The organism is Corallococcus sp. M7, from assembly GCF_054512695.1.
Genome location: NZ_CM137252.1, coordinates 8,497,650 through 8,511,606 on the forward strand (window position 1 = coordinate 8,497,650; position 13,957 = coordinate 8,511,606).

Sequence of the window (13,957 nt, forward strand, 5' to 3'; positions counted from 1 at the left end):
CGTCCCTGGAGTGCTCCTGATGTTCCTTGCCTCGCTGCTGTCCATCTTCGCTGGCGCCTGGATGTTCGCGGCGGCGCCGTTCACCGTCACGATGAAGTCCGCGGGCTACTCCGCCCGCTCGGATGGCGAGACGGTCACCGTCACCCAGGTGGAGCCCAGGAGCGTCGCCGCCGAGGCGGGGCTCCAGGAGGGCATGCAGGTGAAGCGCATCGACATGCCGGCCCGGGCCTTCATCAAGGTCCCCCTGGCCCAGTTGGACGCGACGGACCTGCAGGACGCGCTGACGCCCCAGCCCGGCGAGTCACTCTGGCTCAAGGTGGATCCGCACCCCAAGGGAACCACCCAGGTCGTGCTCAAGAGCCGCGAGCCGCTCTCCGCCAACGTGTTCCCCAACACCCCGCTGACCCAGGCCCAGCAGGAACGCCTCACGCCGATGCAGTTCGCGATGTATCACGCGCGGATCCAGCAGGCCTTCCTGGAGGAGCAGGAACGGCCCCGGTTCGACGCCAGGCAGGGCACCACCGTCTACGTGATGAAGGGCAAGCTCGTGGGGGTGGAGGGTGGCGGCGCCACGCCGCTGTGGCTCCACCCGAACATCGACCTGCAGGTCAGCTGTCTCACCGGCGTGGAGTCGGTGGAGCTGGTGAGCACCGCGAAGGGAGTGCGCCGCACCCTGGGGCCCGAGGACTCCCGCTACCCGGGCACGAAGACCTTCGATCTGACCCCGGCGCTCTGGCCGGTCCCGCGGGTGCTCCAGCAATGCAAGGGCGCTCCCAAGCCCCTCGAGCAGTCCCTGCGCATCAAGCTGACCTGCAAGGGCAAGCCACCGCTGGAGCGGGATGTCGCCATGAAGCTGGACGTGCAATGCGACGTCCCCGCTCCCGGGAGGCGGCAGCCCCTGGACCTGCGGGAGCCGTGGGACTTCATGGTGGGAGACAAGACGCCGCTCCAGGTGGACGTGTCCGCGCATCACCTCATCCCCCGCCCCACCGAGGCGACGCTGGTGGAGGTGGACGCCCAAGGCAGGGTGACCCGGCGCCTGAGGCCACTCCCCATCGGGAGGAACGCCCACGAGTCGAGCCTCCAGGTCGAGGTCCCCCTGGACACGACGGTGGCCCGCACCGCGAGGCTGGCGCTGGAGGCGCGCTATTCCGACGGGAGCACCTGGATCAGCGAGCCGCAGACGCGGGAGATCCGCTCCCAGGCGCAGCGGGAGGCGGATGAGCGCGAGGTCATGGTGGCCCACGCGAAGCTGGAGGCCTTCCAGAAGCGCCTCGCCGCGCAGTTCAAGGACCCCTGCGCGGACCTGCCCGCCACGATGAAGTGGATGGATGCCCAGTCCGACCTCGAATACGCCTCGGCCGAGGAGGACGGCCACTCCTTCTCCTACAAGGTGAAGGGCGCGCTCGCGCCCCTCATCTTCATCTGCCACGGCCATCGCTAGCGGCCTCGCGGGACACTACAGGCGGCCGAGGATCTCCGCCTTCTTCTCCTCGTACTCGCGCTCGGTGATGAGGCCGCCGTCGGCCATGCGCTTCAGGTCCTCCATCGCCCGGACCGGATCCACCGGAGGCGATGGCGGGCTGGCCGGGGCGGTCATCGCGAAGCCGGTGATGACGACGCGCTGGGGCTGCATCGGGTCCACCATCACCTGGACCCGAAGCCCCGGCCACCAGGTGGCCGGGCTCGAATAGGGTGGCAGCCGCTTGCTCGCCCGCGCCTGATAGGGAGCACGGCCGGGGATGTGAACCTCCAGGAGCAGCTGGAGGACCGGACTCTTGTTGATGCGGACGGCGGTGTCCCGCACCTCCAGCACCGTGGCCTCGCCGGCCGTGCCGTTCTTCAACTCCGTGCGAGCCAGCCCGGCGCCCAACAGTCCCAGCAGCCCCATCTTCGGTCCGAACGCCAAGGCCAGCCCCCCCACGACGACGAGGAGGAGCACGAGGAGCGGCGGGTCGGAGGTGATGGCGTCGAACATGGAGCTTCCAGCCTAGGGGATGTTGATGCGCGAGTGCAGGGCCCGCCCGTCATACGCGGCGGCGCCGCAGCGCGCATGGGCCCAGTCGCCGTTCACCGCGGAGCAGACGCGGAAGGCCTGGATGTTGGAGAACGGCACGTTGATGCCCGGCGTGTCGCAGCGCCCCTGGTAGGTCCAGGCCAGGCTCTTGTTCACGGCGCCCACGCCGATGCACGGGCCAATCCACGCGCCCGTGTCCCGCCGCTGCACGTCGATGGAGTACTGCGCCAGCGTCTCCTCCTCGCTCCACTCCAGATCCACGAAGGGCGTGACGCCGCCGGGCAGCTCCAGGGTCACGTCGTCGGAGATGCCGTCATAGGCCTTCTCCACGAAGGGCCCCCAGACGTTGTTGTTGGAATAGAAGATGCGGAACGCGGCAATCTCCCCCTTCGTCACCACCCGGTCCCCGGCGCTGCGGCACACGCCGTCGAACACCGTCTTGTTGGACTGCCCCAGCAGCACCACGGACGTGCACGGCCCCACCACCGAGCCATTCTTCAGCACGACGTCCAGCGAGTAGCTGTACCCCGCGAGCCGGTTCCAGCGCACGCTCACCTGGTTGAGCGACGTCATCGCCCCGTCCGGCTTGAACGCGACGCGCTGCTTGTACGTGCTGCGCGAGGTGAGGTTGCCCGCGCTGTCGAAGGCGCCCTGGTGGAAGATGTTGAAGTACTCGCCCCGCCGCTCGACGATGACGTTGTGGCCGTGGGACTGCACCAGCCGGCCCGCGGAGTTCTTCGACGGCAGGGACAGCCGCCGCACCGCCCGCGCCCGCGTGAGCTCCGGGAGGGTGTCTGCCATCACGTAGTACATGGCGTACTGGCTGTTGTACCAACCGCCGCTGAAGACCATGTAGTAGCGCCCGTCGCGCTTGAAGAGCTCCGGCGCCTCGTTGATGCCCTCCTCGTAGGCCGGCGTCGCGAACACCGCCGGGCCCGCGTGGTTGTAGACGGTGCCGGGCGCGGCCAGCTTGAACGAGGAGATGTTGTTGCCGTTCTGGAACCACACATAGAAGAGCCACCGGTCCGCGCCGTCGTTGAACGTCGCGGAGTCGATGCGGATGTTCCGGTTGCACCCCTGCGGCAGGCACGCCGTGCCGGTGGTGGTGCGCGGCCAGGTGGTGTTGGCGTTGATGGGCTGGGGCGCGCCGAAGACCAGGTTCAGGTCCGGCGCCGTGGCCACGAAGGTCGTCACCTCCTGCCCCGCCGGAGGACACGCCGCGCCGTTGGGCACGCGGTGGCCAGAGAAGTGGAGCTGGTAGACGCTGCCCACCTTGCTCAGGTCCGGCGCCCACAGGAAGCAGTAGTCGTAGGTCGGATCCGCCGCGGACGGGTTGTAGTCGCGCTTGAAGCGGAACGCCGTCAGGTCGTTGGACTCATACAGCGGCAGCACCACCCCGTTGCCCGTGCCGGTGAGGAAGAACAGGTCGTCGTTCTCCTTGTAGACGTCCGGATCCGCCAGCCACTGCATCAGCAGCGTGCGCGAGTTGTCCTGCGCGAGGGCACTCCCGGCGAAGGTCGTGGTGAGGACGGACAACAGCAGGACGGCTCGGACGGGCTTCATGAGGCCTCTCCATGGAAGTCTTGAAATTCAAGCTTCCAGGGAAGGCCCGGGCCGCGCAAGGCCGATGGGTTTTGACCGTCCGGCGGCGATCCGCTATATCCGCAACTTCGATAATGAATATCAATATCATTTGATATCACCTTTCTCTGGATTGCCTCTCCCGTGAGCACCCCTTCCCGGCGGTTCCCTCCCCTCCTCGCGGCCCTCATCGGGGTCGCGGTCATCGCTCTCGCGGTCTTCTTCATGCGGGGCCCGCCAGCTCCGGCCCCGGCGGCGCCCGTGCCGTCGGAGGGCGCGGCGGCGGCCCCGGCTCCGGGAGTGGGCCGGACCATCGCCCACGCGCAGGGCAGCACCGTGGTGACGGGGCACCCGAAGCAGGTCGTGGTGTTCGACCTGGCGGCGCTGGACACGCTGGACGCGCTGGGGGTGGACGTGCACGGCGTGGCGGGTGAGTACTTCCCCGGCCAGTTGGCGAAGTACGCGGACGCGAAGAAGTACCCGCGCTACGGGACGCTCTTCGAGCCCGACTACGAGGCCCTGCACGCCGCCCGGCCCGACCTGGTCATCACCGGGGGCCGCTCCAGCGCCCGGTACACGAAGCTCGCCGCCATGGTGCCCACCATCGACCAGACCACGGACGACGCGCACTTCCTGGACACCGTGGTGGGCAACACGCAGCGGCTGGCGACCATCTTCGGCAAGGAGGAGCAGGCGCGCGCGCTGGTGGAGGCGCTGAACCAGTCCATCGCGACGCTGAAGGGCACCACCGCCAGCCGGGGCAAGGGGCTCATCGTGCTGACGTCCGGAGGGCGGATGAGCGCGTATGGCCCGGGCTCGCGCTTCGGCGTGCTGCACGACACCTTCGGCATCCCGCCCGCGGCCCCGGGCCTCAAGGCGTCCCTGCACGGAGAGGCCGTGGGCTCGGAGTTCATCCTGGAGACCAACCCGGACTGGCTGTTCGTCATCGACCGGGACGCGGCCATTGGCGAGGGCGGCGGCGCGCAGCGGCTCCTGGACAACGAGCTGGTGCACCAGACGACGGCCTGGAAGCAGGGCCAGGTCGTGTACCTGGAGCCGGCGAACACCTACCTCATCGGCGGCGGCATCCAGTCCCTGCGGCGCCTGATGGAGCAGATCTCCGATGTCTACGCGAAGCCCCGACAGCCCCCCGCTCCCTGAGCCGGGCTTCGCGCCGCGCGCTCCGTCCGTGGCCTCCCGCGACGTCAGCGCGCGCGCCGTGCCGCTGCCCGCGAACGGCACGAAGGGCGCTTCCCTGCCCCTGCTCGGCGTGGCCGTGCTCGGGGTGCTGGTGCTCGCGGGCATCAGCCTGCTGATTGGCGTGAGCCACGTGTCGTGGGAAGCGCTCCTCTCTCCGGCGGAGCACCAGCGCGCGGTGCAGGTGCTGGTCATCAGCCGCGTGCCGCGCACGCTGGCCCTGGTGCTTGCGGGCATGTCCCTGGCCGTCGCGGGCCTCATCATGCAGATGCTCGCGCGCAACCGCTTCGTGGAGCCCTTCACGGCGGGCACGGCGGAGTCCGCGAGCCTGGGCCTGCTCGCCGTCACGCTGCTCGCCCCCGGCCTCCCCATCCTCGCCAGGACGGCGGTCGCCGCCGGCTTCGCCATGGCGGGCACCGCGCTGTTCCTGTTCATCCTCCGGCGGATTCCACTGCGCTCGGCGCTCATCGTGCCCGTGGTGGGCCTGGTGCTGGGCGCCATCTTCGACGCGGCGACGACGTTCTTCGCCTACCGCTTCTCCCTGCTGCAGTCGCTGATGGCCTGGACCACCGGCGACTTCTCCAGCGTGCTACGCGGCCGGTACGAATTGCTCTGGGGCGCGTTCGTGCTGACCGTCATCGCCTATATCGTCGCGGACCGCTTCACCGTCGCCGGCATGGGCGAGGCCTTCACCACCAACCTGGGCCTGAGCCACCCGCGCATCATGGCGCTGGGGCTGGCCATCGTCGCCATGGTCACCGCGGTGGTGGTGGCCACCGTGGGGATGATTCCCTTCATCGGGCTCGTGGTGCCCAACGTCGTCAGCCTCATCGTGGGCGACAACGCTCGCCGCTCCATCCCGTGGGTGGCGGCGATGGGCGCGGGCTTCGTGCTCCTGTGCGACATCGTGGGGCGGGTGGTGCGCCAGCCCTATGAGATTCCCGTGGGCACCGTCGCGGGCGTGGTGGGCAGCCTGCTCTTCCTCCACCTGCTCTTGAGGAGGGACGACCGTGTCGGCTAGCGCGCTGAGGCTGGAAGGCCACGAGCGGCGGCTGCTCCTTCTGGGAGGCCTGGCCACCTTCTGCGTGGTGGTGTTCATGACCGTGGACGCGGGCGGCAGGTGGGACTTCGTGCTGCCGTTCCGCGCGCGCAAGGTCGCCACGGTGCTGCTGGTGGGCTACGCCATCGCCGTCTCCACGGTGCTGTTCCAGACCGTGGTGGAGAACCGCGTCCTGACGCCCGCCATCATGGGCTTCGACACGCTCTACCTGCTCCTGCAGTCGAGCCTGCTCTTCTTCCTGGGCTCGCGCACCATGGCCAGCCTGGACACGCGGCTGCTCTTCACGGTGGAGGTGGCCATCATGGTCGCCTTCTCCGCGGTGCTGCACCGCTGGCTGTTCGAGGGCGGCCGGCGCAGCGTGCACCTGCTCCTGCTCACGGGCGTGGTGCTGGGCGTGCTCTTCCGCAGCCTCTCCAGCTTCCTCCAGCGCCTCATCGCGCCGGGCGAGTTCGACTTCCTGCAGGACCGCTTCTTCGCCAGCTTCAACAACCCGGACCCGGACCTGCTCATCGTCTCCGCGCTGATGACGGTGGGCGCGTCCATCCTGGGCTTCCGCCTGCTGCGCACGTGCGACGTGCTGAACCTGGGACGCGACGTGGCCATCAACCTGGGCGTGGACCACCGGCGCACGGTGTCGCGGCTGCTGGCGGTGGTGGCGGTGCTGGTGTCGGTGTCCACGGCGCTGGTGGGGCCGGTGACCTTCTTCGGGCTGCTGGTGGCGAACCTGGCGCACGGCCTGGTGCGCTCGCACCGGCACGTCCACGTGCTGCCGGCCGCCGTGTTCCTGGCGGTGATTGGCCTGCTGGGCGGTCAGCTCGTGCTGGAGCGCGTCTTCTCCTTTGGCGCCAACCTGCGCGTCATCATCGAGTTCCTGGGCGGCCTGATGTTCATCACCCTGCTCATGCGAGGCGTGCTGCGATGATCGAAGCCCGGAACGTGTCCCGCCGCTACGGAGACACCGTGGTGGTGGACGACGTCACGCTCCAGTTCCCGGAGAAGGGCGTGACGTCCATCATCGGGCCCAACGGCGCCGGCAAGTCCACCCTGCTGTCCATGGTCAGCCGCCTGTTGCCGCTGTCCTCCGGCACGGTGCTGGTGGACGGCATGGACGTGGTCCGCACGCCCGGCGACGCGCTGGCGCGCAGGCTGGCCATCCTGCGGCAGGACAACGCCGTCACCTCGCGGCTCACCGTGCGCGACCTGGTGACCTTCGGGCGCTACCCGCACTCCAAGGGCCGCCCCACGGTGGAGGACCGCGCCTTCGTGGAAGGGGCGCTCCACCACCTGGGCCTGGAGCCGCTCGCGCACCGCTTCCTGGACGAGCTGTCCGGCGGCCAGCGCCAGCGCGCCTTCGTGGCCATGGTGCTGTGCCAGGACACGCACTACGTGCTCCTGGACGAGCCCCTCAACAGCCTGGACATGAAACACGCCGTGGCCATGATGAAGGAGCTGCGGCGCGCGGCGGACACGCTGGGCAAGTGCGTGGTGCTGGTGCTGCACGACCTCAACTACGCCTCCTGCTACTCCGACCACGTCATCGCCATGCGCGCCGGGAAGGTCGCCTTCCAGGGGACGCCGGAGGAGCTGATGCGCCCCGCCGTCCTCCGCGACATCTATGACATGGACATCGACATCCACCTCCTCGACGGGAAGCGCATCGCGGTCCACTACCGCTGACCCGAGGATGTGACACGCGTGTCGTGGCTGGCATTGACGGACGGTGCGTGCCGGGAGTGTTTCCCTCTGTGAAGTCATGGCATCCGGATTGCTCAGGGGCCGGGCACCATGTCCCTCTCCCGCGAAGCCTCTCCGAAACCCGGTCTGCGTCATTGGGCCACCCGGCTGATTCTGTGGGTCGCCTGCGCCAGCGTGGTGGCTACGTCCGGAGTCACGTCTGGAGACGTCGTCTCCGAGTCCTACACGGGCGCGCCCCTGACCCTCACGACGGAGGCGCCCAAGCTCACGCGCCCCGTCACCGTGAAGGTCAAGGTGCCAAAGTCACCCGCGAGGACCGCCGAGGCGGAGCTGACGGTGGAGGTGATGGCGCGGTGGACGCCGGCGGACCCCACGCAGACGACGCAGCCCTGGTTGCGCGTCTCGCTGTCCAGGGCCGGAGAGTCCTTCGCCTGGCCCGCGCACTCCGTCGTGCTGGAGACTGGAAGGGAGGTGGTGGCGCGGACCGTCGCGTATCTGGATCCGAGCTGCGAGCTGGGAACGGAGTGTGAGTGGGCAACGGAGCTGACCGTCGAGCTTCAGCCGGACGCCGCCGGTACGGTCGAGCTGGAGTGGACCGGAGTCGCCCGGGCACGCGTGCTCGACACGTCCGACATTCCCATGAGCATGACCGTGAGCGTTTCGGAGCCGTGAGCCCTGCCATGGAGCCCCGCATGCGTCCCGCCCTGCTGTTGCTTTTGACGATGACGGTCTCCGCCTGTGTCCCCGAGAGGGATTGGGTGATGGAGGAAGGTCCGGCCGAATCCGCCACGTTGACTGCCTCATCCCCCAGCGCCCACCCCCGGCTGCGCGTGCAGGCCGCCGGCCGCAAGGGCTCCGGCGTGGAGGTGTCCCTTGTCGACGTCGCCTTCGTGGTGGAGCCGCGCTGGGAGCTGCCCGGCGAAACCAGCACGGGGGCTCAGCCCTGGCACCGCGTCCGCATCGTGGATGAGCGCGATGACACGGTCCTGGCCGAGCACGTCTTCGTGCTCAAGCAGCCGAACATGACCGGCATCATGAAGCTGGGCATCCCCGTGCGGATGGAGGACTCCGCCTCCCAGCTCGACGTCACCTACCGCATCGAGCTCGACTGGCAGGGAGCGCCCGCCGAGGGCGCCATCCAGGTCGGCTGGAAGCCCCAGGTGACCGTGGAGACCGACAAGCAAGACAAGGACGACGTCGCGTTCACCTTCACGTCGCTCTGAGCGGCACGTCCTCCGGTTGATCTCCCGCCACGGAGAGTGAAAGCCTGTGCATCTCCTCTTTTAGAAAGGCAGTCGGAGATGCGCGAGAAGAACCTGGAGTACATGCTGGATTGGATTGCCGTGCAGGAGCTGGTAGCCGAGTACGGGCAGGCCATCGACCATGGCAAGGACACGGGTGACTGGAGCCGGTGGGAGCGGGTCTTCGCCCCGGAGGTGACGTCGGACTACTCCCGCTTCATGGGCGTGCCGCCCTCCACCGCGCCGCGCGCCGTGCTGGCGCAGTTCGGCAACAAGGCGCTGGAGTGTTTCACCCGCGTGCAGCACTCCACGGCCAACACGGTTCGCACGGAGTTCACCAGCCCCACCCACGCGACGGTGCATGCCTACGCGGAGGTGTCCCACTTCTTCACCATGGACGGCTTTCCCCAGGAGTGGACCCTGGTGGGGCGCTATACGCATGAGGTGGTGAAGACGGCCGCGGAGGGCTGGCGCATCCAGAAGGTCACGCTGGATCCCATCCACCACCGGGGCAACCTGCTGGGCCTGGAGTTCGCCCGCGGCAAGCGGCTCGGCACGCCGTGACTCCGGGCGCGCGGTGACGCCGCCCTGTCACCGCGCGCGCTTCTTCCGGGCCCTGGCCGGAGGCTTCGCGAGCGCCTCCGCCTGCTTCCCGATGGTCTCCGCCAGGAAGTCCACCACCGCGCGCACCCGGACGTTGTGGGCCAGGTCCTCGTGGAACACCAGCCACACCGTCCGCTCCAGCTCCGGCAGGGCGTCTCGCAGGGGCACCAGCTCCGGGTGCAGGTGGCCGAAGAACGCCGGCAGCAGCGCCACGCCCAGGCCCTCGCGCGCGGCCTGGAGCAGCCCCAGGATGGACGTCAGCCGCAGCGCCACGGAGGCCTTCGCCGCGTGCACGTCCAGCCACTTCGACTCCGGCCAGCGCCGTGAGTCCTGCGCGTAGCCCACCACCGAGTGCCCCTGGAGCCCCGTGTCGAAGCGCACCGGCCCCCGGCGGGAGAGATACGCCTTCGACGCGAAGGGCACGACGCCAATGGCAGCCACCTTCCGGGCCCGCAGCGACGCCTCTTGCGGCCGGACCAGCCGGATGGCCACGTCCGCCTCGCGCCGCACCAGCGAGAGCGCTTCGTAGCCGGAGAGCAGCTGCAACTCGATCTCCGGATGGCGCTCCTGGAACGCGGCCAGCCACGGCATCACGTTGTGGACCAGAAAGGAGTCCGTCGCGGTGACCGTCACCGGCCCGGAGGGGCGCAGGTCCTCACCGCTGGCGAGCCGCTCCACCCGCAGCGCCTCCGCCTCCACCGCCTCCGCGGCCGGACGGATGCGCAGCGCCACCGCCGTGGGCTTGAGGCCCGTGGGCGTCCGGTCGAAGAGCCGCGCCCCCAGCTCCTTCTCCAGCACGGCCAGGCGCCGGCCCACCGTGGTCTGGTCCACCTTCAACCGCCGCGCCGCCGCGGAGAGGTTCCCCTCCCTCGCGATGGCCAGGAAGTGCCGCAGGTCGCTCCATTCTGGCATGGTCCGCACTTTCGCAGAGGTGCCCTGCGGAATCGGGCATTTTCGCAGGCCCGTCCCAAAGCCATCCTCCCCGGCGTTTCCTTCCACCGAGGAGTGCCTCCCGTGAAGACCCTGCCCAAGCTCGTCGCCGCCGTCGCCGTCGTCTCCGCGTTCACCTTCGCCGCCGCCAGGGGCAAGGAGTCCGCCGCGTTCCAGCAGACCGCCTACGACAAGCTCGCCTGGACGGAGATGACGCCCGGCGGCCCGTCCGTGCACGTGCTCTGGGGCGACATGAAGAAGGGCCCGTACGCCCTGCTGATGAAGTTCCCCGCCGGGTTCGACTCCGGGCCGCACACCCACTCCGCCAGCTACCACGGCGTGCTGGTGAAGGGCCGCATGACGAACACCAGCGAGGGCGCCGCCGAAGCGGGCGCCGTGGAGGCCGGCAGCACCTGGGACCAGCCCGGCAAGGTGGTGCACCGCAACCAGTGCTCGCCGGACGCCGAGTGCGTGATGCTCATCGCCCAGGACAAGCCCTTCGACTTCGCGCCCGCCAAGGCGAAGTGACGCTTCAGCGCGAGTCGCGGCGCTTCTGCTGCCGGGCGAACTCCGCCCGCAGCGCACCGCCGATGCGCTTGCCCGTCACCTGGGTGGGCTTGCGGATCTTCTGGAAGTCCTTCGTCTGCTGGATGTAGCCACCCCGGTGCTTCTTCGAGGTGGTCTCCTTCGGAGGCTGGAACATCGGCGGGCTCCTTGTCCGGATGGGGCTGACGGCTGTCCAACGAAGATGCAGCACCTCCCGGAGGGTTGCCATCCCTCCAGGACGGAGCGCGGGCGGGCAGGCGGGCTCAGACCCGGATGGGCACCACCAGGGAGGCCGCGTAGCCCTCCGTGGTGCTGCCCGTCACGGCTGCCAGCTGCGTGGACGCGCCGTCGCTGAAGACGTTGTCGCTGGAGAGCGAAATCTGGCTGAGGTTGCGCACGCTCTGCGAATAGCCGGACGTCGCGTAGACGGTGTCGCAGACGTCCTCCGGCAGGGCCAGCTGGGACGTGGCCACCTTGTTGCGCGAGGAGGAGGTCGCGTCCACCGAGGGGTAGATTTCGAAGTGGATGTGCGGCCAGCGGCCGCTGTAGCAGGCCGGGAAGATGCTGGTGAAGGTCACCCTGCCCTCCTCATCCGTCACCTGCACCCCGCGCAGGTAGTTCTCGTTGGTGACGCCCGACGAGTACATGGAGTACCGCCCCGCCTGGTCGCAGTGCCACAGGTAGATGGCGTAGCCTCGCAGCGGCGTGCAGCTGTCGTTGCTGGCGACCAGCGTGAGGGTGATGGTGAGCGGGATGCCCGCCGCCACGCCGCTCGCGCCCGCGATGCTGGAGCGGATGTCGCTCCGGACGATGCCCGACAGCACCAGCGCGTTGGCGCCGTTGGAGCCGTCACCGGGATAGGGGCCGGCCGTCTCCTCCGGAATCCGCGCACAGCCAGACGCGTCGTCGTCGCCGCCGCCGCTGGAGTCCGGCCCTCCGCAACCGATGATGGGAATGAGGCTGGTGAAGGCCATCCAGCGCAGCAGCTCCCGCCGGTCCGTGCGCTTCGCCAGGACCCGCAGATCCTGCTGGAGCCCGTCGTGGTGGTTCCGTTCGTCGTCACTCATGCGCCCTGCCCCCTTGGAGTGACCGTGACGCTAGGGCAAAGGTCTTAAGCGAGTCCTAAGGCGCCGGGCGGTGACGCGTTTTTGCAATCCAGGCGCGGGCTCCTGGCGTATCTGTCCGGCCACCAGGCAAGGGAGCAGACACGCATGACGAAGCGCGCGAGTGGTCCTTTCGACGTGAAGCTCACCCCCATGGCCCCGGAGGCGGGCGCGGTGGAGGCGGCCCCGGGCCGGATGATGCTCGACAAGCGCTTTCACGGCGGACTGGACGCCACGAGCCAGGGACAGATGCTCGCGGTGCGGACGCCGGTGGAAGGGTCCGCGGGGTACGTGGCCATGGAGCGCGTCAGCGGCACGCTGGACGGCCGCGCTGGCACCTTCGCGCTCCAGCACTCCGGGACCCTGACGCGCGGTGCGCCCACGCTGGTCATCACCGTGGTGCCGGACTCCGGCACCGGCGAGCTCACGGGGCTCGCCGGTTCGATGACCATCGACATCGCGCCGGGCGGGAAGCACTCCTACGACTTCCAGTACACCCTGCCCGACGCGCCGTGACTCACGGTGCGCAGTAGCGGACCGCCTGGAGGGTGTGGGCCAGGGGGCTCTTCGTGGACGTCATCAAGAGCGCGCCCATCCAGCACTCCGGAAGCTCTTCCAGCATGACCCACTGCGAGAACTGGCCGAGGGGCAGGTATTCAGGCCCGGAGGTCAGGTCCGCGGGGACGCCCGCCTTCCCCAGGGCCCAGAACCGGCCCCGCTGCCTGAAGAGGGTATCGGGCTCCTCCAGGTCCAGGGAGACGGAGAGCCACGCGGCCTGAAGCCCACGAGACGTCACCGCGGTCCCGACCCAGGGCGTTTCACGGGGGGTCGTCACGGCCAGGGTCCGCGTGGTCACCTCGCCGAAGAGATTCCCCAGGACCATCAGCGCGCGCTCCCCGCCCGGGATGCCGCGCAACACGATGGCCGGAGACTGCAGCGCACCGCCCGCCGCCGCGCCCAGGTCCACGAGCCGGGCATCGGGATTCGCCTCCGCGAGGAAGGTCCGCTCCTCTCCCACGGGCCGCAGGCCGCTGTCGAAGCGCTGGAGCCGCAGCAGTCCCTCGGTGGCGCCGATCCCAATCTCCTGGACCAGGGCCAGGAAGCCCCCATCGCGCAGCCCCATCACGTCCACGCCGAGGAGGACCGTGCCGTCGGCGATCGCCTCCATCAGGATCCGGGGAGCAACCACGGACTTGCCGTCCAGCTCCGTGAGCGTGCCATTCAGCTCACGGCCGCCGGAGACGTATCGGGTGGTATTCCTCCATGCGGCGAAGACCCGGCTCCCATCCGCGGAGACGGCCGCCGCCGTGGCCCGGTCCCCGATAAAGGACTGCTCGAAGAGGAGCGCGCCCACCTCCGGCTCGCCTTCGCGGGGCACGCGGTGGCCCTGCTCATCCAGCAGGATGAGGTGGCCCTGCGTATGGTCGAGGTCCGGCCCCCCCGACGAGTAATACAGCGCGGGCCCCTGTGACGTGCGCAGCAACCGGGTGCTCACCGAATCGAGCGCGAGGTTGTCGTCCAACACCTCCACTCGCACGTCCGTGACACCCAGCGGCGTCATCGCGGTGTCCATCCGGATGACCCGAGCCACCGCCGTGCGGTCGAAGGCCACCGCCAGGACACCGTCGGTCACCCGGAGGCTGCTGATCCGCTTCGCATGCGGAGGCAATCCCAGCGACGCGACCTGGGACCAGGACGGCGGGTCCGTCACGCCATCGCAATCATTGTCCAGACCATCGCAGCGCGTCTCCGTGGCCTCGTAGTCAGCGCCATACGAGCGAGCGGTGCAGACCGCCTCGTAGGCTCCGTCCACCACGGCGCGTTTGGCTCCAGCGCAAACGCCTTGCGTCTTCTCACAGGGCAGCGGCTCCTCCAGGGAGCCCGCGTCGGTGCCGGCATCCACCTGCGTGCCACCGTCATCCACGGTCCCCGAATCAACGGTCCCCGCATCCGGCAGCGGATTCACTGGCGGCTCTGAATCCTC

Annotated in this window: 16 protein-coding genes; 10 read left to right on the forward strand and 6 right to left on the reverse strand. The window is 69.4% G+C overall.

Annotated features, from left to right (window positions below):
- Positions 1–19: 19 nt before the first annotated feature.
- Positions 20–1,444: a hypothetical protein gene (locus ACX114_RS34020; RefSeq protein WP_459291499.1), complete on the forward strand. Its 1,425-nt coding sequence runs from the start codon at positions 20–22 to the stop codon at positions 1,442–1,444.
- Positions 1,445–1,459: 15 nt separating this feature from the next.
- On the opposite strand, the gene ACX114_RS34025 is transcribed toward ACX114_RS34020, so the two are convergent.
- A complete protein-coding gene (locus ACX114_RS34025) occupies positions 1,460–1,978 on the reverse strand; it encodes an SHOCT domain-containing protein (protein WP_459291500.1) in 519 nt (172 codons plus the stop codon).
- 12 nt (positions 1,979–1,990) lie between these two features.
- On the reverse strand, positions 1,991–3,580 hold the full coding sequence (locus ACX114_RS34030; RefSeq protein ID WP_459291501.1) for a family 43 glycosylhydrolase: 1,590 nt from the start codon (positions 3,578–3,580) through the stop codon (positions 1,991–1,993).
- A gap of 162 nt (positions 3,581–3,742) precedes the next feature.
- Here ACX114_RS34030 and ACX114_RS34035 point away from each other — a divergent pair, with 162 nt between their 5' ends.
- The 7 genes from ACX114_RS34035 (at position 3,743) to ACX114_RS34065 (ending at position 9,355) form a co-directional block, all read left to right on the forward strand.
- Positions 3,743–4,759 carry a siderophore ABC transporter substrate-binding protein gene (locus tag ACX114_RS34035; RefSeq protein ID WP_459291502.1) on the forward strand — a complete coding sequence of 339 codons (1,017 nt, stop codon included), beginning with the start codon at positions 3,743–3,745 and terminating at the stop codon, positions 4,757–4,759.
- On the forward strand, positions 4,722–5,816 hold the full coding sequence (locus ACX114_RS34040; RefSeq protein ID WP_459291503.1) for an ABC transporter permease: 1,095 nt from the start codon (positions 4,722–4,724) through the stop codon (positions 5,814–5,816). The genes ACX114_RS34035 and ACX114_RS34040 overlap by 38 nt, the downstream gene beginning before the upstream one ends.
- Entirely contained in the window at positions 5,806–6,777 is a 972-nt protein-coding gene (locus ACX114_RS34045) for an iron chelate uptake ABC transporter family permease subunit (protein WP_459291504.1), read from the forward strand. Before ACX114_RS34040 ends, ACX114_RS34045 begins: the two co-directional genes overlap by 11 nt.
- Positions 6,774–7,532: an iron ABC transporter ATP-binding protein gene (locus ACX114_RS34050; RefSeq protein ID WP_459291505.1), complete on the forward strand. Its 759-nt coding sequence runs from the start codon at positions 6,774–6,776 to the stop codon at positions 7,530–7,532. Before ACX114_RS34045 ends, ACX114_RS34050 begins: the two co-directional genes overlap by 4 nt.
- Positions 7,533–7,640: 108 nt before the next feature.
- Positions 7,641–8,222, forward strand: coding sequence for a hypothetical protein (locus ACX114_RS34055; protein WP_459291506.1), 582 nt, complete (start codon positions 7,641–7,643; stop codon positions 8,220–8,222).
- A gap of 20 nt (positions 8,223–8,242) precedes the next feature.
- Complete coding sequence (locus ACX114_RS34060; protein WP_459291507.1) at positions 8,243–8,773, forward strand: hypothetical protein; 531 nt, start codon at positions 8,243–8,245, stop codon at positions 8,771–8,773.
- Positions 8,774–8,851: 78 nt separating this feature from the next.
- The gene (locus tag ACX114_RS34065; RefSeq protein ID WP_121777397.1) at positions 8,852–9,355 is read left to right on the forward strand and encodes a nuclear transport factor 2 family protein; all 504 of its coding nucleotides are present in this window, start codon (positions 8,852–8,854) and stop codon (positions 9,353–9,355) included.
- Positions 9,356–9,382: 27 nt separating this feature from the next.
- Here the strand turns inward: ACX114_RS34065 and ACX114_RS34070 are convergent, their stop codons facing one another.
- Positions 9,383–10,306, reverse strand: coding sequence for a LysR family transcriptional regulator (locus ACX114_RS34070; protein WP_459291508.1), 924 nt, complete (start codon positions 10,304–10,306; stop codon positions 9,383–9,385).
- Between the two features lie 102 nt (positions 10,307–10,408).
- On the opposite strand from ACX114_RS34070, the gene ACX114_RS34075 reads away from it, so the two are divergent.
- Entirely contained in the window at positions 10,409–10,852 is a 444-nt protein-coding gene (locus tag ACX114_RS34075) for a DUF4437 domain-containing protein (protein ID WP_459291509.1), read from the forward strand.
- 4 nt (positions 10,853–10,856) lie between these two features.
- Here ACX114_RS34075 and ACX114_RS34080 read toward each other — a convergent pair whose 3' ends face one another.
- Entirely contained in the window at positions 10,857–11,027 is a 171-nt protein-coding gene (locus tag ACX114_RS34080; protein WP_158616599.1) for a hypothetical protein, read from the reverse strand.
- Positions 11,028–11,133: 106 nt separating this feature from the next.
- Entirely contained in the window at positions 11,134–11,937 is an 804-nt protein-coding gene (locus tag ACX114_RS34085) for an intradiol ring-cleavage dioxygenase (RefSeq protein ID WP_459291510.1), read from the reverse strand.
- 144 nt (positions 11,938–12,081) lie between these two features.
- Between ACX114_RS34085 and ACX114_RS34090 the strand changes: the two genes are divergently transcribed.
- Positions 12,082–12,489, forward strand: coding sequence for a DUF3224 domain-containing protein (locus ACX114_RS34090; protein WP_459291511.1), 408 nt, complete (start codon positions 12,082–12,084; stop codon positions 12,487–12,489).
- A gap of 1 nt (position 12,490) precedes the next feature.
- On the opposite strand, the gene ACX114_RS34095 is transcribed toward ACX114_RS34090, so the two are convergent.
- The gene (locus tag ACX114_RS34095) at positions 12,491–13,939 is read right to left on the reverse strand and encodes a putative metal-binding motif-containing protein (RefSeq protein WP_459291512.1); all 1,449 of its coding nucleotides are present in this window, start codon (positions 13,937–13,939) and stop codon (positions 12,491–12,493) included.
- Between the last annotated feature and the right edge of the window lie 18 nt (positions 13,940–13,957).